General features: G+C 38.2%; 18 protein-coding genes. 7 read left to right on the plus strand and 11 right to left on the minus strand.

The window, feature by feature from the left end; genetic code table 11:
• Window positions 1–15 precede the first annotated feature (15 nt).
• Together ACMFKV_RS04135 and lgt are read right to left on the minus strand one after the other, a co-directional pair.
• Window positions 16–1095 carry a class I SAM-dependent methyltransferase gene (locus tag ACMFKV_RS04135; RefSeq protein WP_413154577.1) on the minus strand — a complete coding sequence of 360 codons (1080 nt, stop codon included), beginning with the start codon at window positions 1093–1095 and terminating at the stop codon, window positions 16–18.
• Window positions 1095–1943, minus strand: a complete 849-nt coding sequence (lgt, locus tag ACMFKV_RS04140; RefSeq protein WP_336288210.1) for a prolipoprotein diacylglyceryl transferase — start codon at window positions 1941–1943, stop codon at window positions 1095–1097. Before lgt ends, ACMFKV_RS04135 begins: the two co-directional genes overlap by 1 nt.
• Window positions 1944–2204: 261 nt before the next feature.
• On the opposite strand from lgt, the gene ACMFKV_RS04145 reads away from it, so the two are divergent.
• Window positions 2205–2462, plus strand: a complete 258-nt coding sequence (locus ACMFKV_RS04145) for an accessory factor UbiK family protein (protein WP_332060515.1) — start codon at window positions 2205–2207, stop codon at window positions 2460–2462.
• Between the two features lie 379 nt (window positions 2463–2841).
• Window positions 2842–3342 (plus strand): type III secretion system chaperone family protein, encoded by a 501-nt coding sequence (locus ACMFKV_RS04150; RefSeq protein ID WP_336288301.1) that lies wholly within the window; start codon window positions 2842–2844, stop codon window positions 3340–3342.
• Window positions 3343–3373: 31 nt separating this feature from the next.
• Here the strand turns inward: ACMFKV_RS04150 and ACMFKV_RS04155 are convergent, their stop codons facing one another.
• Both ACMFKV_RS04155 and ACMFKV_RS04160 read right to left on the minus strand, forming a co-directional pair.
• Window positions 3374–4714, minus strand: a complete 1341-nt coding sequence (locus tag ACMFKV_RS04155) for an ATP-binding protein (RefSeq protein ID WP_336288211.1) — start codon at window positions 4712–4714, stop codon at window positions 3374–3376.
• 7 nt (window positions 4715–4721) lie between these two features.
• Window positions 4722–5426 carry a response regulator transcription factor gene (locus tag ACMFKV_RS04160; RefSeq protein ID WP_336288212.1) on the minus strand — a complete coding sequence of 235 codons (705 nt, stop codon included), beginning with the start codon at window positions 5424–5426 and terminating at the stop codon, window positions 4722–4724.
• 144 nt (window positions 5427–5570) lie between these two features.
• Between ACMFKV_RS04160 and ACMFKV_RS04165 the strand changes: the two genes are divergently transcribed.
• A complete protein-coding gene (locus ACMFKV_RS04165; RefSeq protein WP_413154578.1) occupies window positions 5571–6218 on the plus strand; it encodes an MBL fold metallo-hydrolase in 648 nt (215 codons plus the stop codon).
• A gap of 59 nt (window positions 6219–6277) precedes the next feature.
• Here the strand turns inward: ACMFKV_RS04165 and ACMFKV_RS04170 are convergent, their stop codons facing one another.
• The 3 genes from ACMFKV_RS04170 to ACMFKV_RS04180 form a co-directional block, all read right to left on the minus strand.
• Entirely contained in the window at window positions 6278–6880 is a 603-nt protein-coding gene (locus ACMFKV_RS04170) for a BA14K family protein (RefSeq protein ID WP_336288214.1), read from the minus strand.
• Window positions 6881–7181: 301 nt separating this feature from the next.
• Window positions 7182–9320 (minus strand): excinuclease ABC subunit UvrB, encoded by a 2139-nt coding sequence (uvrB, locus tag ACMFKV_RS04175; RefSeq protein ID WP_413154579.1) that lies wholly within the window; start codon window positions 9318–9320, stop codon window positions 7182–7184.
• A 280-nt stretch (window positions 9321–9600) separates the two neighbouring features.
• Window positions 9601–9912 carry an SH3 domain-containing protein gene (locus ACMFKV_RS04180; RefSeq protein WP_336288216.1) on the minus strand — a complete coding sequence of 104 codons (312 nt, stop codon included), beginning with the start codon at window positions 9910–9912 and terminating at the stop codon, window positions 9601–9603.
• A gap of 350 nt (window positions 9913–10262) precedes the next feature.
• Between ACMFKV_RS04180 and greA the strand changes: the two genes are divergently transcribed.
• Window positions 10263–10736, plus strand: a complete 474-nt coding sequence (greA, locus tag ACMFKV_RS04185) for a transcription elongation factor GreA (protein ID WP_336288217.1) — start codon at window positions 10263–10265, stop codon at window positions 10734–10736.
• A gap of 58 nt (window positions 10737–10794) precedes the next feature.
• A complete protein-coding gene (locus tag ACMFKV_RS04190; protein WP_336288218.1) occupies window positions 10795–11865 on the plus strand; it encodes a glycosyltransferase family 4 protein in 1071 nt (356 codons plus the stop codon).
• A 743-nt stretch (window positions 11866–12608) separates the two neighbouring features.
• Here ACMFKV_RS04190 and ACMFKV_RS04195 read toward each other — a convergent pair.
• Complete coding sequence (locus ACMFKV_RS04195) at window positions 12609–14003, minus strand: TrkH family potassium uptake protein (RefSeq protein ID WP_413154580.1); 1395 nt, start codon at window positions 14001–14003, stop codon at window positions 12609–12611.
• Between the two features lie 305 nt (window positions 14004–14308).
• On the opposite strand from ACMFKV_RS04195, the gene trxB reads away from it, so the two are divergent.
• Together trxB and ACMFKV_RS04205 are read left to right on the plus strand one after the other, a co-directional pair.
• A complete protein-coding gene (trxB, locus tag ACMFKV_RS04200; protein WP_336288220.1) occupies window positions 14309–15286 on the plus strand; it encodes a thioredoxin-disulfide reductase in 978 nt (325 codons plus the stop codon).
• A 26-nt stretch (window positions 15287–15312) separates the two neighbouring features.
• Window positions 15313–16218: a LysR family transcriptional regulator gene (locus tag ACMFKV_RS04205; RefSeq protein ID WP_336288221.1), complete on the plus strand. Its 906-nt coding sequence runs from the start codon at window positions 15313–15315 to the stop codon at window positions 16216–16218.
• 684 nt (window positions 16219–16902) lie between these two features.
• On the opposite strand, the gene ACMFKV_RS04210 is transcribed toward ACMFKV_RS04205, so the two are convergent.
• The 3 genes from ACMFKV_RS04210 to carB all read right to left on the minus strand — a co-directional run bounded on the left by ACMFKV_RS04210 (window position 16903) and on the right by carB (window position 22392).
• Window positions 16903–18105 (minus strand): pyridoxal phosphate-dependent aminotransferase, encoded by a 1203-nt coding sequence (locus ACMFKV_RS04210; protein ID WP_336288222.1) that lies wholly within the window; start codon window positions 18103–18105, stop codon window positions 16903–16905.
• A gap of 317 nt (window positions 18106–18422) precedes the next feature.
• Entirely contained in the window at window positions 18423–18632 is a 210-nt protein-coding gene (locus ACMFKV_RS04215) for a cold-shock protein (protein WP_332060502.1), read from the minus strand.
• Between the two features lie 274 nt (window positions 18633–18906).
• The gene (gene carB / locus ACMFKV_RS04220; RefSeq protein ID WP_413154581.1) at window positions 18907–22392 is read right to left on the minus strand and encodes a carbamoyl-phosphate synthase large subunit; all 3486 of its coding nucleotides are present in this window, start codon (window positions 22390–22392) and stop codon (window positions 18907–18909) included.
• Window positions 22393–22925: the final 533 nt, after the last annotated feature.

Genomic DNA, 22925 nt, shown 5'->3' on the forward strand with positions numbered 1-22925 from the left:
TGTTATTATTGGCAGTCAAAATTGAGGAGGGAGTGATATATTTTTATCACTCACATGCAAGACTTTAAAAAGTTTTCCCATTTGATCTGATCCAGCTAATCGTTCGATATCTTGGCAGATCTTACCTTGCAGTGCAGCACTTTTGTTGGCTCCAAGCTGTTTTGCACGTTCCAGAAGACCCATTTTAAAAAGAAAATCTCCTTGTTCTAGAATTTCGGCAAAACAGCCTTGTTCAAGGGCTATTGTTTTTAAAAAAGAAAAATTAACATGTGATGTCAAATCATGTTCACCAGGAGCATCAAAAATATCACGAAATCTATGTTTTGAGACAGCTTGCAGTGTATCACCGAATGCAAGATCAGAAGCACCATAATCAATGAGTAAAGCAGAACCACTCATTTGTATTAAGCGGTTACTGATTTGTTGCATCAATTGATGCCGTAAGGGTGCATGCTCAAAAATTGTTCCATCGGGTATTTCAGAATAGTAGGGTTGTAAGCAAGAAGAAGGAAGTTTATGAGAACCAGAAATAAACATGAAGTCCCCATCTGGATTCACTGTAATACGACGTTCTCTCCATTCTCCATTGATTTTAATATATTGATTGATGGGAAGTGTATCGAGAAATTCATTGGCAATTAAAAAAAGATGTCCTGAGGGGAGTTGATCAAAATTTTCAATGCTATGGATTTGTTTTTGATAAGATGAAAGACGTTTTTTTTGTTCTTTTGCAAGCCGTTGGCTTATTTCAATAAGAAAAATTTCAGCGGCATTGAATGCTGTTGTGCATAATTTTTGAATGGTACGCAAAATATCGTCCATAAGAGTTCCGCGTCCTGGACCTATTTCAGCGAGAATGAAAGGATGAGGACAATTCTGAGCTTTCCAGCTTGCGAGGATCCAAATACCAATCATTTCTCCAAATAATTGGCTCACTTCGGGTGCGGTGATAAAATCACCAGCGTGCCCAAAGGGTGTTTGTGTTTGATAATAGCCGAATTGAGGATCTGTGAGTGCCAACGTCATATATTGACTGACAGTGATTGAACCATTGAGGGCAATAATTTCTTTAATTTTCTCTTTGAGGGTAGTCATTATTTTCCAGATTTACATCTAAAAGCTTGGAGAAGGAGATAAATACCAAAAAGAAACATAGGAAAAGATAATGCCATGCCATAGGTAAATCCAGTGGAATGAAAAAGAGCAGAAAACCATTCTGGGTCTTCTTGAGGAACACGGTAAACTTCTGCAATGCTCCGTGCTATTGCATAGCTTGTAATAAATGTTCCTGCTACAGCGCCAGAATGTTTTAATGCTTTAAAAGCAAAAATAAGCATGAACAGGATGATGAAGAGAAGAAATCCTTCCATAAGCGCTTCGTAAAGTTGGCTGGGATGGCGTGGTAAATATTGGGGATCTTGGGGAAAGCAAACAGCCCAAGGTACAAAAGTCATCTTACCCCATAATTCTTGATTAATGAAGTTGCATATTCGCACAATGCCGATACCAATAGGAGCACCTGCAGCAATTATATCAAACATTGCTCGTATATTAATATTGTTTTTATGTGCAAACCAGATCATTGCAATGGTGATACCAATGAGCCCGCCATGAAAAGACATCCCTCCGTTCCATACTGCAATGATGGCACTGGGGTGGCTAAAGTAATAAGCAGGATCCCATACAAGCACTTGTCCTAAGCGACCACCAACAATGATACTGATGGCAGACCAAGCAACAAAATCTCCTATTTGTTCTTTATCCATAGGAGGTTTGTTGGCATACCATAGGGATTGTTCTTTTAATAATTTTTGCGCATACCACCAAGAAAAAAGAATGCCTACAACGTAACCAAGTCCGTACCAATGGAGAGATATGGGACCTAAATGAACAATTACAGGATCGAGAAAAGTAGGAAAAGCAATGGCAGGACAAGAGTTCATGGGCACGGGCTTTACATTTGTAAGGTTTATGTGATGGTTAGAAATGACAGATGAATGCACAATGGTCAAGTCAGGAGAGTTAATAGGTTTTTACTGTTGAGTGATAAAAATTTATGGTGGTAAAGGGTGTGTAAAATGACTCCGATAAGGTCTGTATAGTAACGTAAAATCTATAGAGCAGAGGGAACAAATACGATATCTAAATGTTATGAAAATACGCTATAGTGCGTGGGTTAATAACTAAAAATAAAGGAAAATCACATGCGTAATGGATCGAACCGTATTCTTGATGAATTAGCAAAATTAGCAACAGATGCAGCCGATGTTGCACAAGGTATACGACGCGAAGCTGGAACAGCTGTTCGTTTACAGGCTGAAAAAATAGCAAATAAACTTGACCTCGTTTCACGTGAAGAGTTTGAAGCGTTTAAGGAGATGGTGTTGAAGGTACATGCTGACAATGCTGATTTGAAGAAACGTCTTGATGATTTAGAAAAAACGCAGACGTCAAAAAAATAAAATGATTTCCGTAAAAAATTATAACCTTGGAAAAAATATCCCCAATTTTTCAATGTAATGTTTAAAACTGAAAAATGCTTAATCCTGAATCTGTTAGAGAAAATTGTTCATCTGCTTTTTATAAAAAAAATTTTTTTTTGAATCAGGGGGGCTGGCGCTATGAAATTGTATCAATACACTGAAAAAACTTGATGATTCGTTTTATTGTTATCAAGTTTGTTGCCGTAGGAAGCGTTATGTGTTTCTCGGTACTGTGTACTGTTGATGTTTTTAATGTGTATTTGTTTGATGTAAAGGCTTTGATTGTAGCAAAATGTTGTTACGGTTTTGGCGCTTTATGTTTTTTTAATAACGTTGTTCATATTATTGAGGGCTAATGATGGAGCTTGCATTTTGCGTCACAGAAAGAGAGGAGCATCCTGTTGATTTTATCGAACGGATTGCTTGTAAATATGATTGGTCTTTTGAGCGGAGTGCAGAAGATGAAATTAGTGTTTGTGTGGAAGGAACGCGGGCAAATTATCGTCTTGCTTTTTCATGGATGGAAGCGCAGGAAGCTCTTCATTTGTCTTGTGCATTTGACCTTTTTATCAAAAATGCTCAGACAACAGAAATACATCGCTTGTTGTTAGCAATTAATGAAAAATTATTGTTGGGGCATTTTGATTATTGGCAGAGCGATAATACGGTCATTTATCGACAGGGACTTCTGTTGGCTGGTGGGGTGCATCCATCGCATGTACAAGTTGAAACATTGTTAGTACATGCGCTTAAAGTCTGTGAAAGCCATTATGCAGCATTTCAAATGGTTGCTTGGGCTGGTGAAAGTGCTTATAAGGCGCTGCAATACACTTTGTTTGAAACCGTTGGGAATGCCTAAATTACTCAAAAAATTTATTTAAAAATTATTTTTATAAGGGGATATCAATAATGGCGCGTAATCCCCCTAAGGGGCTATCATCTAATTGGATATTGCCTCCATGGCTGCGCGCTATATCTTGGGCAATAGAAAGACCAAGTCCTGTTCCGCTCGCATCTTGGTTTCGCGCTTTATCAAGCCTAAAGAATGGTTTAAATACTTCTGTCCGCATGTTTTTATGAATGCCAGGCCCATCGTCGTCAATAGTTATTATGAAAGATTCTTGTTGGGATATGGCTGTCAGCTTAACGGTGTTGGCGTGATAAAACGCGTTTGATACAAGATTGCTAATCAAGCGGGTAAAGGCATGGGGACGTGCTTGTATTTGTGTAGGACCTTCGATGGTGTAGAAAAATTGACGCTTGTGAAGATGAGCGTCGGCAGAAAATTTTTGCATAAGGGCAGTTAAGTCAAAGGTTTTAATACTTTCGCTGCCTTCGCCACGTGCAAAAGCAAGATAATCTTCTAGCATATTTTGCATATCGTTAACATCTTGCTCTAGCAAGCTGGTGTCAAAATCAGTATTTGCTAACGCTAGTTGCAGCTTAAAACGTGTGAGAATGGTTCTTAAATCATGACTCACACCTGAGAGCATCATGGTGCGTTGTTCAATTTGGCGCTCAATACGTTCACGCATACGCAAAAAAGCGATGCCAGCGCGACGGATTTCATCAGCTCCTTGTGGTTGAAATCCTTCTGGTAAAGGGCGACCACGTCCAAAACTTTCCGCAGCTTCTGCCAATTGTTGAATTGGTTTGATTTGGTTACGCAAAAAGTAAATTGCTATCAGCAATAAAACAAGAGCGGTTCCTACCATCCAGCTTAGAAAAATACCAGTATTGGAAGCATAAGCTTGGCTGCGCATAGCAAAAACACGTAAAATATTATCATCAAGGCGGATACGAATTTCAATAAGATCAGAATCGCCCACTGTATCAATCCAGAAGGGACGGTTAATTTGACGGGTGATTTCTTCACTTAAGAAATAATCAAGGATTGCAAAAAATGGTTTAGGTCCAGGATGGGGAAGGGGAGCAGGTGGCAAGATAGAAATATTTAATTTCATGCGCTGTTGTGCAATACGCTTGATATCTTCGTAGTTATCTCGTTGTGGATATGTTTCAATGATATCAATAATGGCAGAAATATCATGAACAACAGTGGTTGAAAGACGCTCGGTGACCATTTGCCAATGGCGTTCCATAAAAACGTAGCCAATCACTGTTTGTAGAAGAACCATAGGAGCGATAATGATAATCAAAGAGCGGGCATAAAGCCGTTTAGGCATCTTTCTCGTGAGCCATAGGACAAATTTTCTTAAGGGTTTGGTCATTATACGCCTATTCAATGAGGAGTTTATACCCTATTCCTCGCACAGTTTGGAGCCATATGGGAAGTGCTGGATTTTTTTCGATCTTACGGCGTAGACGGTTGATTTGTACATCAATGGCACGTTCACCTATGTTACTATCATCGGCTGCAAACTTATGGCGCGGAACTGTATTGCCTGCATTTTCAGCAAAAATGACCATCATTTCTTGTTCTTTATCTGTTAATTTAATAATTTCTTTCCCTTTTTTGAGCTCGCGCCGTGAAATTGAAAACATATAAGGTCCAAAGACAATCTGTTCTATTTTGGACTGGTTGGGTGAGAAGCCACGTCGTAAAATGGCGTTGATGCGAAGTAGAAGTTCACGAGGGTCAAACGGTTTGGCAAGATAGTCATCTGCACCAGCTTCTAATCCATGGATACGATTGTCTGTTTCTGATAAAGCTGTGAGCATGAAAATGGGAACATCTTTTGTTTGACGCAATGAGTGGGTAAGATTAATGCCATTTTCACCAGGCATCATCACGTCTACTATAAGAAGGTCAAAATCTAAGTTGGCAAGTTGCCGCCTTGCTTCATCAGCATTGGCAGAGACTGAAACACGAAATCCATTCTTAACGAGAAATTGAAATAAAAGATCGCGAATGCGGGTGTCATCATCAATCACAAGAAGGTGAGGCGCGTCATCACGCAAAACTTGAACTTGATTGGTCATTCTTCAAAACCTTGATAAAATTCAGTTTACATACAATTCAAGTTTACATAAGTTGCATAAAGCTGTCGAGCAGGCTATCTTACTCTATAAGGAGTTGGGTAGCTTTATTTATAAGATTGAAAATTTAATTTTGAAAAGGATATTATGGGAAATCTTAGTGCACATATTATCCCCGTTACGCCTTTCCAACAAAACTGTACTCTGCTTTTTGATGATGAATGTAAAACAGGCGTCTTAGTTGATCCAGGTGGTGATTGGCTTCAAATTCAGGGGATGATCCAAAAGATAGGTATTATCATTGAAGCTATTTGGATAACACATGGTCATATTGATCATGTAGGAGCTGCAATGCAAGCTAAAGAAGCGTTGGGTGTTAAAATTATTGGTTCACATCGTGATGATAAGCCTGTGATGGATGCTGTGAATGAAAGTGCAAAAATCTATGGCATAGCTGAAACGCGCATATGTGTTCCTGATCAATGGTTGGAAGATGGCGATAGCGTTCATTTTTCTGAACATGTCTTTAATGTTCTTCACACACCAGGGCACTCCCCTGGTCATGTCATTTACTTTAATGAAAAGGAACGCTTCGCCTTATTGGGTGATGTACTTTTTCGTGGTTCCATTGGACGTACAGATCTTCCATTTTGCTCTCATGAAAAGTTGATGAAATCTCTTGAGGACAAAATTCTCCCCTTAGGTGATGACGTTGGTTTTATCTGTGGTCATGGTCCAGGAAGCCAAATAGGTTATGAGCGTCAGTGGAACCCTTTTCTTCAAGGAATCAATTAACAGATAAACAAACAAAAAAATTAACCTAGAGCTTTTCCTTTGCGTCGCTTAAGACTTCTTTAACGGGATGGAGCAGAAGTTAACGGAGCATAACAAAAGTGATCCTTGCCATCATGTCCTCGATAAGTTCCCGTTTTAGGGTTAAATGAGCGATATTTTGCTTTGCAATACCGAAGCCAGTCAGCTGCTCCTAGCTGTTGAGCATTTTGATATACTGTTCCTGGCTGAACCTCATAAATTATTTGAGTTTGTGGAACTTCTTGATACACTACTTGGCTTTGTGGAGCTGTTTGATAAATAACTTGCGGTTGTTCAGGCTGTTTGAGGACATTGCCAAGAATTGCACCTGCTGCAAGGCCGAGAATGCCAGCCGCTAAAGTATCTCCTGAATCGTTACGTTCTACGTAATGCTTGTGTGTATGATGGTTGCGTTCTACATGAGTATAATGATGTGTTTTTTGTTCACGACGCGTATGGTGGCGTTCACGACGTGTGTGTGTTTGTATTTGTTGACCATTACCGAAAGAAGGACTGGTTATTGTGCTGCTTGTAAAGCGCTCATCAAAAGTTGATGTTGTGCCTGCAAAGGTTGCATTTAATGGCACAAAGATAGCTACCGCTGATATCGCAGATAGCACTGTTAATTCAGTAAATTTTCTCATAGCGACACTCCTTTTATAAATATTGTCTGCATCTTATACGTACTAAACTGAATACAGCCTGAACGATTTTAGACTTCATTTTGACAAAACGAATAAAGAGCTATTTGGTTGAGCTAAATTACAAAATAAAATTAAAACGAAGATCTATTTTCAATAAATATATTCTACTCACGTTAATTTAGAATGTCCCATTATAGTTCCTTATTTTTTATGAGAAAAGCAAAATTTTACATTGAATAATATTTTTACATATTGTTGGCTATTTTAGCGAAAAGAGGCGATTTATGAGATGAATTATTTTCTATGGCGTTACAGGATTGTCGGTGATTGTTAATTCTATTTTCTGTAGCTGTTTCATTTCATCACGAAATCGTGCGGCTTCTTCAAAGTTAAGGTCAGCGGCTGCTTCATGCATTAATTTTTCGAGATGTTGAATATGGGATGCCAAATTTTTTCCAACCATATTATTTTTCGTAATAAAATCAGGAACATTTGTGTGATTATGATCATTTTCATTTCCTGAATTAAGAATATCGCCGATATTTTTTTTGATACTGGTCGGTGTGATATGGTGCTCTTTATTGTAAGCTATTTGTTTTTGTCGACGCCTTTGTGTCTCTTGCAAAGCTCGTTTTATGGAGCCAGTGATGATATCTGCATAAAGAATAACTCGACCATCTACGTTACGTGCTGCTCGTCCAATTGTTTGTATAAGCGAGGTTTCGGAGCGCAAAAATCCCTCTTTATCGGCATCTAAAATGGCAACAAAACCGCATTCTGGAATATCTAAACCTTCTCGAAGTAGGTTGATACCAATTAAGACATCAAAGATGCCAAGTCGCAAATCACGAAGAATTTCAATACGTTCTAATGTATCAATGTCAGAATGCATATAGCGTACGCGAATACCTTGTTCGTGGAGATATTCAGTTAAATCTTCAGCCATACGCTTGGTCAGGACAGTCACCAATGTACGGTAGCCTTTTTGAATTGTTTTACGAATTTCATTCACAACATCATCGACTTGAGTGCTGGCTGGGCGAATTTCTGTTTGTGGGTCAATAAGCCCTGTTGGGCGAATAATTTGTTCAGCAAAAATGCCATGAGATTGTTCTATTTCCCAGCGTCCAGGCGTTGCAGAGACAGCAATAGTTTGTGGACGCATAGCATCCCATTCTTCAAAACGTAAAGGACGATTATCCATACAGGAAGGTAGGCGAAATCCATATTCTGCTAAAGTAGCTTTTCGTCTAAAGTCACCTCTATACATGCCACCAATTTGAGGAATGGTGACATGGCTTTCATCGATAAAAACAAGAGCATTGTTTGGAATATATTCAAACAAGGTTGGTGGCGGTTCACCAGGCTTTCGTCCTGTTAAATAGCGTGAATAGTTTTCGATTCCTTGACATGATCCAGTTGTTTCTAACATTTCCAAATCAAAAGTTGTACGCTGCTCTAAACGTTGTGCTTCTAAAAGACGTCCAGCTGCATTTAACTCGTCAAGGCGTTGCACTAATTCCATTTTTATTGACTTCATTGCTTGGTTTAATGTTGGTCGCGGTGTGACGTAGTGTGAGTTGGCATAAATTTTAATAGATTGAAGGTCACTTGTTTTTTGCCCCGTTAGAGGATCAAATTCAGTGATTGTTTCTACTTCATCGCCAAATAATGAAAGACGCCAAGCGCGATCTTCAAGGTGAGCAGGGAAAATTTCAATGATATCTCCTCGGACACGAAAGGAGCCACGGACAAAGTTGATGTCTTGTCTACGGTATTGTTGAGCAACTAAATCAGCCAGTAATTGTCGTTGATTGAGCCTATCACCTTTTTGTATTTGAAAGGTCATGGCTGTATAAGTTTCCACGGAGCCAATCCCGTAGATACAAGATACAGATGCAACGATAATGACGTCATCACGTTCAAGTACAGCACGTGTTGCGGCATGGCGCATACGATCAATTTGTTCATTAATAGAGGATTCTTTTTCAATATAAGTGTCGGAACGTGCAACATAGGCTTCTGGCTGATAATAGTCGTAATAAGAAACAAAATATTCGACGGTATTGTAAGGAAAAAAGCTTTTAAATTCTCCGTAAAGCTGTGCTGCTAGAGTCTTATTCGGTGCTAAAATCAGAGCTGGGCGTTGTGTTTTTTCAATGATTTTGGCCATTGTATAGGTTTTGCCTGAGCCAGTAACACCCAAAAGTACTTGGGTACGCTCATTTTTTTCAATCCCTTCAACCAAAGTTTTAATTGCTTGAGGTTGATCTCCGGCAGGTTCAAAGGGTGTTTCGAGTTGAAATGGAATGCCACCTTCAGATTTTTCAGGACGAACAGGACGATGGGGTGTCCATAATGCGCCGTTTTTAAAAAGAGGATTGCCTGAGGCAATGAGTGCAGACAAAGCTTCCACTGTTGCTGTGACACCATTTTTCATCGTTACATCCTTTGATATAAAAGTGCTTGTGTTTTTGCTTGAAGATAATACCAAATTTTACAATTTGATTAAGATAACAGCAAAGCATTACTTAGTAGTTTGTTCTCGGCTTTCTTGATATCTCATAGAATGCTTGGTTAATTTTGGGTATTTGATTAATTTCTGAGAGAGTTTCTTTTGACATTTTGAGTGTGATGATAACTGCAGTTGTTTGTGTTTATCGTTTTTTGCATCGATGATAATTTATAAAATGCACTTGTCGTAATATCCACCACGATTGCTACGGATAATAGCTATAACTTATGGTTGAAAGCACTGTATATGTGCGATAAAGATCATTTCCATTTTTAAATGAAAGATAACGAGAGGATACCCAGCCTTTTTGATCGTTATATTTGATGTGGCACCAATTCCCTTTACAAATTTGGACAGATATCAGTTGCCCTGCAGGGATTAAACCGCAAATTGCATACTGTGTGCTTGGTCCTGTTCTCAAATTGAGGTTTTTTGTGACAACAACATTTGCATTTTCAGCTACTGCCGTGGTCAAAAAAAGAGTGCCAAGTACAAAAAAAATTACCAATATTTTCATTTTTTTCCAAAAGATTTTTTAGAAGATTTTTTTCTTCTTTTATCCTTATACAAGCCTCTCTTCTATTCTTAGACAAGCTTTAGGTTATGATAAAACAGAAAACAATACAATTGCTCCTTTTATACATATATTCCTAATTACAGGAGTTCAGTTAAAGATTTTAAGGTTTGTAATGTTGGAGTAGTTTATAATAGATTAAGTGTTTTGTGCCATTTTTTATTTTTATATGGAAAACAGGTATACTGTACTATATAATAAAGAAGATTGTGGTTTTCGGATTCCAAAAGTCATTTTGGAAGCCGTTTTTTGTATTTTTATTCAGCCTTCCGTATAACAGAAAGGGACGGACTATGGAAAAATTTCCGATGACTACAGCTGGTTTTGAAAATCTTAAGGAGGAACTGCGTTGGCGCCAACAACAGGAACGTCCTCGCATTATTGAAGCAATTTCTGAAGCTCGGGCACATGGTGATTTATCCGAAAATGCTGAATATCAGGCTGCTAAAGAGGCGCAAAGTCATAATGAAGGGCGGATAAATGAGCTTGAAGATTATATTGCGCGGGCGGAAGTTATTAATGTTGCACGTCTTTCAGGGGATAAAATTAAATTTGGAGCCACTATCAAGCTTTTGGATGAGGATACTGAAGAAAAAAAGGTTTATCAGATCGTTGGCGATCAAGAGGCTGATGTAAAAACTGGTAAAATCTCTATTTCTTCACCTATTGCGCGTGCACTTATTGGCAAGCAAGAAGGTGATGTAATTGAAGTCAACGCACCAGGTGGTGCGCATAACTATGAAATTATTAAGGTTCAGTATATTTAATAAAAAGATATGTGAGAAAAATATTATTCACTAGAGGAAGTGAACGCTCTTATTTGTTATGCGTGTATCTTTGAAACAGACTGATGTTATTGCGCCTCACTTTAAAAAGCGCTCTTCAGGAGTAACATCTACGATTATCCAGCTTATTCCGTTGCAGCGAAAGCAGGGCGTAGCTATATCTACTTTTGGAGTGGGGTTGCCAAAAAATTTGCCAGCCCTTGCTTTTAAGGATATTTTCGGACTTTGGAAAAGTCCCGCAGGTAAACCATTTCGTATTTGGCATGCTCGGCGCAATATTGAGATGCTGTGTGGGATTTTTTTGCGCGATATTTTGCGAATGAAGCTTAAGCTCATTTTCACATCGGCATCTCAACGTCATCATAAGTCTTTTACTAAATGGTTAATTCGTCGTATGAACCAAGTTATTGCGACCAGTGTGTATACGGGAACCTATTTAGAGGTGCCTCATGAGGTTATCATGCATGGAGTGGATGTTCAGCGTTTTTCACCACCAAAGACTATTGATGACTGTTTTTCTTCGTCTAAATTTTCTGGAAAATATGCGGTGGGGTGTTTTGGGCGCGTGCGTTATTCAAAGGGCACTGATTTATTTGTAGATGCAATGATAGCATTGTTGCCACGTTATCCTGACTGGACAGCAATTATTGCTGGTCGCACTACAGTGCAGCATTATAATTTTGAAAAAGAAATGCGCAAAAAAATTGCTGAATCTGGCTTAACCGATCGTATTATTTTTCTTGGTGAGATACAGGATACACCTCTGTGGTATCGTCGTCTATCGCTTTATGTGGCACCTTCTCGTACAGAAGGTTTTGGTTTAACACCATTGGAGGCAATGGCATCTCAGACCGCTGTGGTAACCAGTGATGCGGGAGCCTATAAAGAATTAGTGGGAGAAGGAACAGGAACAGTTGTCAAAGCAGGAGATGTGCTGGCTTTAACTACGGCGATTGAGCCTTATCTTGCCGATTTAGAAAAAACGTTGGTGGCAGGGGAAAAAGCTTTAGCCCATGTTCGTACTCACTTTTTTCTGGAAAAAGAGGCAGCTGCAATTGGGAATATTTATGAAACAATGTTTACAAAAGGGATTACAGAAGAAACGCTTTAAATATGTTCTCAATCCTTTTTAAGAAACAGGTAAAATAAGCTATCTTAAAGTAGATATTTCTAAATAAATATTCAATTGAGCTGCAGTGTAAGAAAATATTGTTTCGTAAAATTTAAAAATTTTGTTGATGTGATAAAGAAATAAATTAAATTTATTAAAATATTTTATAGAAAAATTGGAATTTTTACTTTTAAAGTAATGTATTGTGATGACAAATAGCATGTGTTTGTTATTTTTTTACTATAATAACGCTTTTTTAAAAAACGCAGAGGAGCACTCCTTTAATGAAGGGAAGTGTTAAAGCTGTTCGTATTGATCCAATGTCGGAAGCAGCAACGTATTTTCAATGATAAAGCTTAATATCAGGACTATCTTTATTAGAAGTCATCTATGTTTTATCAATCAATAATTATTTATAGGTGTATTTAGATATTTTGTGCTGTTTATATGAGGGCAGTGTCCTTTTTGATGAGGAAAAGATTTTGTCAAATAGAGTGTTATAAAATTTTTGATCTGTGTAAAAATTTTTGAGTGATATGTGATACTCTTTGATGAATTATACTCATCTTAAATGGTTGATGCGTTCAAGAAAAAGGATGCAGAATTTTCATTTTTTGTGCCAATTTTATATCGTTGACGTTATTGTTTTTTTGAAGATTTTTAAAAATTCTTCTGTCAGTTGAATTAAGATGGAATATATATTGTTCACTTTTTCTTTTTTAAATTTCTTATTGTTATAAATATTAAAATTGCTCACGCCAGAAGGCGGGGATAAAAAGTACAAATATAGTTATAATTTCAAGACGTCCTGCTAGCATCAAAAAACTCAAAATCCATAAGGCACTATCATTAATTGTAGAGAAATTGCCAACAGGACCAATAATTTCTCCAAAACCTGGACCAATATTTGAAAGAGCGGTTAAGACGCCTGTAAAGGCAGAAGTAAAGTCAAGACCAGTTGTGAGCAACAGTGCGGTGCCGATGAGAAGACAGAACATATAAAGACATGCAAAGAGCAAAACTGCTTTAGCAACATCATCTGATATAATTGAATGATCGTAACGTGTTTTTACAACTACATTAGGAGAAAGCAGCTTTGCTATACTTGTTTGTGCAATACGCCAAAGAATAATTAAGCGATTGACTTTCATACCGCCAGAGGTAGAACCAGCACATCCGCCTGTAAAAGAAACAATGAAAAAAATCCCAAGCGCAAAAGATCCCCAAAGCTGATAATCTTCAGCACTATAGCCAGTGGTGGTAATGATAGATGAAAGATGAAAAATCACATCAAGAAAAATTTCGTAGAAGGGACGATGATCATGAAATCGCAGCCATGCTGCTAAAGCAAAGCTAAAGAGAAAAACAATATTGAGAAAAACAATTACTTGCGAATCAATAAAGCGTTTTGAGCGACCAGGAAGCACTAATTTAACGTAAAGCACAAAGGGTAGGGCAGAGAGTAACATGAAGGTTGTTGCAACAATTAAGATGGCTGGTTTATCAGAAAAATAGCCAAAAGAGGCATCATGAGTTGAGAATCCAGCTGTTGCTATTGTGCTCATCGCATGATTGATCGAGTCAAATAAGGTCATGCCAGAAGCAAAATAGGAGAGCATGCAAGCAAGCGTTAGTCCGACATAGGCTATGATAATTCCATTGGCGATTTGGTTGATGCGGGGTAATATTTTTTCAGATTTATCTGATGATTCCATATGAAAAAGCTGGACTCCCCCAACACGCAGTGAAGGCAAAAGCAATAGAGCTAGACCAATAAAGCCAATACCTCCAATCCAGCACATGATAGAACGCCATAACAAAATACTTCGCGATAAATGATCAAGACCAGTGATGACTGTAGAGCCTGTGGTTGTAATTCCAGAGACAGATTCAAAAATTGCTCCTGCTAAAGAAATTGGGAGAGCGGAAAGATAAAGAGGAAGAGCACCCACTACGCTTCCTGTTAACCAAAGGCAAACAGTGAGCGTAAAACCAAGTCGTGCTGAAAAACGACAGGTAGCACCTCTGGTTGCCAAAAGAATCAGCGTTGCTAACATAGTGGTGATAGCACAAGAATAGAGAAAGCCCGTCCCCTCATGGTTGTTATCGCGCAGATCCACAAAAATTGGCAAAAGCATTGCTAATCCCATAATTAATGCAAAGCGCGCACAGACATTGATAATGAATTGAAAAATGATGACTTCCTATCTCTTTTTTATTTTGTTACAGTTTTTTATCTGTGAGAATTTACGCTTTTATACCTATAGGGTAAAACCTAATTTTTATATTTAGTATATCCTAATAAATTGAGAATCTGCACTTCTAGCGCAACTAAAAAAATACGTATACACTATAATTTAAGCTGTTGAAAAATGTTTTTTTAAAGGCAAAGTTTCATTATAGTCTATAAAATAATTAAGAGACAAAAAATGAAAGGAATCTTATGGTACAATCGCGTATTCGCCTGTTTATTATTGGCTCAGGACCGGCTGGTTATACAGCGGCAATCTATGCGGCGAGAGCAATGCTCGAACCGGTTCTGGTTACTGGATTGCAGCAGGGAGGGCAGTTGACGATTACAACTGATGTTGAAAATTATCCAGGTTTTTCTGATCCAATTCAAGGGCCATGGTTGATGGAACAAATGGCAAAACAGTCTGAATATATGGGCACGAAAATTATCTATGATATTATTATAAAGGCTGATTTATCAAAGCGTCCTTTTGTTTTATATGGGGATTCTGGAACACAATATTGTTGTGATGCACTGATTATTGCAACAGGAGCACAGGCTCGCTGGCTTGGCTTGGAGAGTGAACAGGCATTTATGGGTGGTGGTGTTTCTGCTTGTGCTACGTGTGATGGATTTTTTTATCGTGATAAGGATGTGGTTGTTGTGGGGGGTGGAAATACAGCCGTTGAAGAAGCTCTTTATTTATCGCATTTGGCTAAAACTGTAAGCGTGGTTCATCGGCGGGATCATTTTCGGGCAGAAAAAATTTTACAGGATAGACTGTTTTCGTGCGGTAATGTACGCGTTATTTGGGATCATGTAGTAGAAGAAATTGTTGGTTTGCCAGCTCAGGCGTCGATGGGGGCTATTGTAAAAGGTGTACGTCTTCAAAATGTGAAAACTGGTCAAAAGATGACGGTGGATGCGGATGGCGTATTTATTGCCATCGGACATGATCCTGCAGTCTCTTTGTTTGAAGGACAGCTAAAACAGAAGGAGGGCGGCTATTTATGGACGGCACCCGACTCAACAGCGACAAGTATTTCTGGGGTTTTTGCTGCAGGGGATGTAACAGATAATACATTTCGCCAAGCTGTCACAGCTGCAGGAAGAGGGTGTATGGCAGCACTGGAAGCAGAACGGTTTTTAGATTTACAGACACAAACACTTAAAAATAAACATCTGTAAGAAAAAATAAAATTAGAGGCTAAATTGTGACACCATCATTAGATTGGGATAAGTTGAGGGTTTTTCATGCTGCAGCGGAAGCAGGCTCTTTTACGCGTGCAGCGCAAAAGCTCCGTTTATCCCAATCAGCGATTTCAAGGCAAGTTTCAGCTTTAGAGCAGGATGTAGGTGTGTCTCTGTTTCAGCGCCATGCACGTGGCTTAATTTTAACAGAGCAGGGCGAAATTCTTTATCGCGCAACATATGATGTTTTGATGAAATTGGAAAATGCACGCTCGCAGTTGAGTGAAAGCAGTGAAAAACCAATGGGGCATTTGCGTGTTACATCAACCTTCGGCATGGGGGCGGGATGGCTTGCGGAGTGTATGCCTGAATTTCTTAGTCTTTATCCAGATATGCAGATTCAACTCTTGCTTGATGACAAAGAACTTGATTTGACGATGCGTCATGCAGATTGTGCTGTTCGTTTACATAAGCCTCAACAGCCTGATTTGATACAAAAGAGGTTGTTTACAGTTCATATGCATGTGTACGCTTCAGAAAATTATATTGCAAATTATGGAAAGCCAAAAAAATTATCTGAATTAGATGCTCATCGCATTATTTCATTTGGTAAACCTGTTCCACTTTATTTATCTGGTTTAAATTGGTTGGAAAAGGCTGGAAGAAGTGATGGATCTTTGCGCGTTCCAGTACTACAAATCAATAATATTATTTCAATTAAGAATGCGGTTATGCATGATCTTGGTATTGCAGTGCTGCCTGATTATATTGTAAATAATGATAAGCAATTCGTACGTCTTTTCCCTGATATGGTTGATATTCCTTCCTTTGATACCTTTTTTTGTTATCCTGATGCTTTAAAAAATTTGGCAAAGCTAAATGCTTTTCGAGATTATATTTTTCTAAAAGCTCGTAAATGGTCTTTTTAATGATGAAGTATTTTGAAGTTATGTGTTTATTGCATAGCAGATATGTTTAAGTTTTTATTGTATTTTTCTATATGAAGTGACATAAAGTATTATCTCTTGATTATGTTGCCTCCCATTGCATTTTCTTGAGTGTTCCCTTATGAAAGTCTGCCAGATTGATTTTTTCTCTGGCACTTTTCTAAATTTGCCGGACAAGATGTCCGGCTTTTTTTTTACTTATTAAAATAATGCCTAAAAATTGAGATATTTTGAAAAGGCATGAGAAGAAATTTCAGAAATTTTATGGATGTTCAACTATTTTTTACGAGTATTAAAGCTCAATGAGAAGGAAGCTTGGGGAGAGAATTTAACCATAATATAGTCGCTGTAAAATAAAAAAGGTTTTGCTGAGCGTATAATAAATATATTTATGGGCACCAGAATTTTAGCGTCGCAAATTTAATTGATAAGTGTAGGATTTACTCGCTATGTAACTGTTTTTAGGTAATAATAATTTAACATGACTGTAACAGTTCAAAAGGGATTATTTCTTTATATCGGGGTATATATTTTGCTCCCAGTAGCTTTATTGATATAAATTTTTTATAGAATCCATTTATTTTTGCGCGACGATTCAATTACCAAAGATCTTATGAAAAATTGACCACTCCACCAAAACTGTAACAATGGATAACGCTGAGAGCTTTAGAGTAAACTACTGCAAAAGCGCTGGATACGTAAGCAAGCTTCTTCAAGCAATTTTTCTGATGTTGCATAAGAAATACGAAATGCTGGTCCAAGCCCAAAAGCGGATCCATGCACTACAGCAACAGATTCTGTTTCTAGAAGCGCTATTACAAAATCTTCATCATTAGCGATCACTTTACCTTCGGGAGTTTTTTTCCCAATACACTTTGCACAGGAAGGATAAACATAGAAGGCGCCTTCTGGTGTTGGACAGTGAATGCCAGGAGCTTTGTTTAGCATAGAAACGACGAGATCACGGCGTGCTTGGAAAATGCTTTTATTTTGCGTGATAAAATCTTGTGGGCCATTAAGTGCTTCAACGGCTGCCCACTGTGAAATAGAGCTTGTACCAGATGTTTGTTGACCTTGAATGATATCCATGGCTTTCACTAATTGCTGTGGTCCACCTGCATAGCCAATTCGCCAACCAGTCATGGCATAAGCTTTGGAAACACCATTCATTGTAAGTGTGCGATCGTAAAGTTTTGGTTCTACCTGAGCTGGAGTAACAAAAGTAAAATTTTCATATGTTAGATGTTCATATATATCGTCGGTGAGAACATGTACATGGGGATATTTCACTAAGACATCTGTTAACTTTTTCAATTCATCATGCGTATAAGCAGCACCTGATGGATTTGAAGGAGAGTTAAAAATGAACCATTTTGTATTGTGTGTGATGGCAGATTCTAGATCTTGTGGTTGCAGTTTGTAAGAAAATTCAGATTTGGTTTCCACAAAGACAGGTGTACCATCGTTTAGGGTAACCATTTCTGGATAACTAACCCAATAAGGGGATGGAATGATGACTTCATCTCCTTTATTCAAAGTTGCCATCAGTGCATTAAAGAGAATTTGTTTGCCACCAGTACCAACAATGATTTGTTCTGGTTGATAAATGAGATTGTTTTCTCTTTTAAATTTTGCGGCAATCGCTTGGCGTAATTCTGGAATACCAGATATGGGCGTGTATTTTGTTTCTCCACGTTGAATAGCTTCAATGGCAGCATTTTTGATGTTGTTTGGTGTATCAAAATCTGGTTCTCCAGCGCTTAAAGCAATGACATCACGACCTAATGCTTTCAAATTACGTGCTTTTTGAGAAACAGCAATTGTTGCGGAAGGTTTAATCAGAGAAAGCCTATCGGCAATAAAATCCATAATTTTAATCCTTATACGACATAAGCAAATGATTATTGATTTGAAGATATTTTATAAGAGATTACGTTGTATGCAATGAAAATGCAGAAAAACTCTTAGGAAACTTTGCTTCAGATATAGATTTTATATCTTTTTTTTTAGTCTTTTACAAGGAAGCACTCTTTGATAATTACGCAAGATTTTAGAGAAAAAGAAGAATCTTAATATTTGTGCAAAGTAGAAAGCCGTTACAAGGTTAAACGATTCTTCCATAAAAAAAACCTTACCTAGAAAGATAAGGCAAAGATTTCTTAATGAAATGTAGTAAAGTTTAAAGATTAAAGGGCTGCGAGGTTATCTGCAGCAAATTTTCCTGAACGACGATCTTGAAGAACGTCATAAGAAACTTTTTGCCCTTCTTGCAGGTTACTTAAACCAGAACGCTCAACGGCGGAAATGTGTACGAATACATCTGCACTTCCATCACTAGGCTGAATAAATCCAAAACCTTTTGTTGTGTTAAACCACTTAACTGTTCCTGTAGACATAGGAAACTCCTTAGAATATACAATTATCGTATACTGAAGCTAAAAGCCTTCAATATGATTTTAGATCGAAATTAGGTGGGAGAAGTCTTGTCAGAAGTGCAAATCGCACGGAAAAGAAAGTCACATAACCGAAAGTTCGACAAGGGTTGTGTGTAAAGGTTTTGAGGATAAAAAGCAAGCTTTAATCTATATTTTTCTACATAATGTTTTTTATACAAAGCAAAAACTGATAAAAAATAGAGAAAATGGCATGTTTTGTGGTATAAAAAACACTTTAAGTGAAATAGCTTTGCAGTGAGCGCACTTCAAGGTAATTTTTTTTGAGTGCTTCTATGGCTTGTACTGCGGATTTGGCACCAGCCATTGTTGTGTAGTAGGGAACTTTTTGCATAAGTGCTGCATGACGTAATGATTTAGAGTCTGAGATGGCGCTGGCAGTATTGGTTGTATTAAAAATTAATTGAATTTGCCGATTACGAATGGCATCCTCAATATGAGGATGTCCTTCTAGTACTTTATTAATTTTTTTTGCATTAACATTATGTTCAAAAAGAAATTTTTGTGTTCCGCTGGTTGCTAAAACAGAAAAGCCAAGCTCGATTAAACGTTTGACGGGAATTAAGATATGCTTTTTGTCTTCATCTCTCACCGAAACGAACAAAGTGCCCTCCTTTGGAAGTTCAACGCCAGCTCCAAGCTGTGCTTTCGCAAAAGCAAGTGCAAATTCATAATCAAGCCCCATTACTTCACCAGTTGAACGCATTTCTGGACCAAGAAGTGTGTCGACACCTGAAAAGCGAGCAAAAGGAAAGACAGCTTCCTTGACAGCGATACGTTGTTTTTGTTGCTGAGAAGGTAATCCACCATAAGCTTGAAGAGTGCTTTGGAGCGTTTCTCCTGCCATAATACGTGCAGCCATTTTAGCAATGGGACGACCGATTGTCTTTGCAACGAATGGGACAGTACGCGAAGCGCGAGGGTTGACCTCTAAGACATAAATTGTGTCATCTTTAATGGCATATTGCACATTCATAAAGCCACGAACATAAAGCGCTTTTGCTAACGCTTTGGTTTGACGCTCTAATTCAGTCACTAATTTATGTGAAAGTGTGTGTACTGGTAAAGAACATGCTGAATCACCAGAATGGATACCTGCTTCTTCAATGTGCTCCATAATGCCAACGACCAGCGTTTCTTCTCCATCACATAAACAGTCAACATCAACTTCAATCGCTTCTGTTAGATAGGTATCAAATAAAAGTGGATTTTTACCAAGCAATGTATTGATCTGCCCCATTTTATCGTTGGGGTAACGGGCTTTGATCTCTTCTGAAATTAATTCAGGAACTGTCTCAAGCAAATAGTTTTGCAAGCTACGCTCATCACGGATAATTTGCATAGCACGTCCTCCTAAAACATAAGAAGGGCGTACAACTAATGGAAAACCCAATTCATGAGCGATGAGGCGCGCTTGTTCAACCGAATGGGCAATACCATTTTTTGGTTGTGTTAAATTCAGTTTAAACAGCAATTTTTGAAAGCGGTCTCTATCTTCTGCTAAATCGATGGCGTCGGGTGAGGTTCCTAAGATGGGGATGTTATGTTTTTCTAGTGTACTTGCCAATTTTAGTGGTGTCTGTCCACCAAATTGAACAATCACTCCAACCAATTCACCCTTTTGCTGCTCTGTTTCTAAAACAGCTAAAACATCTTCTGTTGTTAAAGATTCAAAATAAAGACGATCAGATGTATCATAGTCAGTCGAGACTGTTTCAGGATTACAGTTAATCATGATAGCTTCAAAGCCCGCATCACGCAGGGCAAAAGCAGCATGGCAGCAGCAATAGTCAAACTCAATACCTTGCCCGATGCGATTTGGTCCCCCACCTAAAATAGCAATCTTTTTTCGTTTAGAAATTTGTGCTTCTGAGTGTTCCACGCCTGCAAAGGGGGTTTCATATGTTGAATACATATACGCTGTAGGTGAAGAAAATTCAGCAGCACAAGTATCAATACGTTTAAAAGTGTGCTGGACATTAAGCGATTTACGCAAAGCAGCAATATCATCGGGATCTTGTTTCGTGAGGGTGGCTAATCGTGCATCCGAAAAGCCCATAGCTTTTAACATGCGTAAATTGTCTGCATCTTGGGGCAGTCCATAAGTGCGGATGCGTTGTTCCATTTCAATGATGGAGGCTATTTGTTCCAAAAACCATGGATCAATTTTGCTAATTTGGTGAATTTCATTTAAAGGCATTCCCATACGCATTGCCTGAGAGATGTAGCGTAGACGGTCAGGACTTGGTATTGCAATGGCAGAGCGGATAGAATTTTTTTCATCGCCTTCAGCGTGTTCGGGAATGATAATTTCATCAAGACCGGTAAGACCCGTTTCAAGTCCACGGAGCGCTTTTTGCAGCGATTCTTGAAAAGTGCGACCAATTGCCATGACTTCTCCTACAGATTTCATCGCAGTGGTTAAAACAGGTGATGAACCAGGAAATTTTTCAAAGGCAAAGCGAGGAATTTTGGTAACAATATAGTCGATCGATGGCTCAAATGATGCTGGTGTTGCACCACCCGTAATATCATTTTTTAACTCATCGAGTGTGTAGCCGACCGCGAGTTTTGCTGCTACCTTAGCAATGGGAAAACCTGTTGCTTTTGATGCAAGTGCTGAAGAGCGGGAAACACGCGGATTCATTTCAATAACAATTAAGCGACCATTTTCTGGGTTGACAGCAAATTGTACATTAGAGCCCCCAGTTTCAACGCCAATTTCACGCAGTACAGCTATCGAGGCGTTACGCATACGTTGATATTCTTTATCAGTTAAGGTGAGGGCGGGAGCTACGGTGATGGAATCGCCAGTATGAATACCCATGGGATCAATATTTTCAATGGAACAAATGATGATACAATTGTCGTTTTTATCACGAACAACTTCCATTTCATATTCTTTCCATCCCAAAACACTTTCTTCAATCAAAACTTCTGTTGTAGGTGAAGCTTCAAGACCGCGTTCAATGATTTCATAAAATTCAGAGCGGTTGTAAGCAATTCCACCACCTGTACCACCAAGCGTAAATGAAGGGCGGATAATGGCTGGGAGCCCCACAATATCAAGAGCTTGCACTGCTTTTGCGGTAGCATGTGCTATATAATGCTGTTTACGGTCAGCTTCAGTATGGCGCCAATCGTTCTCAAGTTCTTCCAGTGCTTGATCAAGTGCATTACCAGAAAATTGCGCTTTAAGTTTATCGCGTTTTTTTGCATGTAGTTGGCGATTTTCTTCTTTGAGTTCAGTTGCGTTGGCTAACATGGAACGCGGTGTTTCTAAACCAATGTTTTCCATTGCTTTGCGGAATAATGCACGATCTTCAGCTTTATCAATAGCATCGGCATTTGCGCCTATCATCTCAACATGGTAGCGATCTAAAATTCCCATACGCTTTAATGATAAAGCGGTATTGAGTGCTGTTTGTCCTCCCATAGTTGGTAAGAGAGCATCAGGGCGTTCATGGGCAATAATTTGGGCAACTATTTCAGGAGTGATGGGTTCAATATAAGTTGCATCAGCTAAATCTGGGTCTGTCATAATTGTGGCAGGATTGGAGTTGACCAGAATAATTCGATATCCTTCTTCTTTTAATGCTTTACAGGCTTGTGTGCCGGAGTAGTCAAATTCACATGCCTGACCAATAACGATAGGTCCTGCTCCGATAATAAGGATAGATTTTATATCTGTGCGTTTTGGCATGGTTTTTCCCTGTGACAAATATCCGTGCGTGATTGTGGCAGATAGAATGTTTAAATTTTGAGGCTAAAATAGCTTTATAGGTTAATATACAAAGAAAGTAATTTATAAAATATCTTTATTCATGCTTTTTTCATACAATAGAAGATAAAAGTTGGTGAGCGACACATAGATACATAAGCTATTATTTACGATAAATGAAATTTTTGAATAAGAATATGCTTTTTATATTGCGATTGTGAATATGATGTGCCTTCCATTGTTGTGATATTTGTTATTTGAAGTTGTAAAAATTCTTCATGTGGTTTCTTTGGTGATGATATTGTAATGGCATGTTCATTAAAAGGGAAATTGAATATTTAAAAATTAAAAATAAATGATGGATGTGGTTCGTTTATCGTAACAATATCAATTGTAAAAAACATCGTGGAATATAATCTTTGCTAACATTAACGTAATGTGTGGTATCAAGAACCTATATGATATATCTTTTTTGCAGGCTTGTTTCATTGTTTGTAATTGTAAGTTTTTTTGAT

The organism is Bartonella propinqua, assembly GCF_047263965.1.
GTDB lineage: Bacteria > Pseudomonadota > Alphaproteobacteria > Rhizobiales > Rhizobiaceae > Bartonella.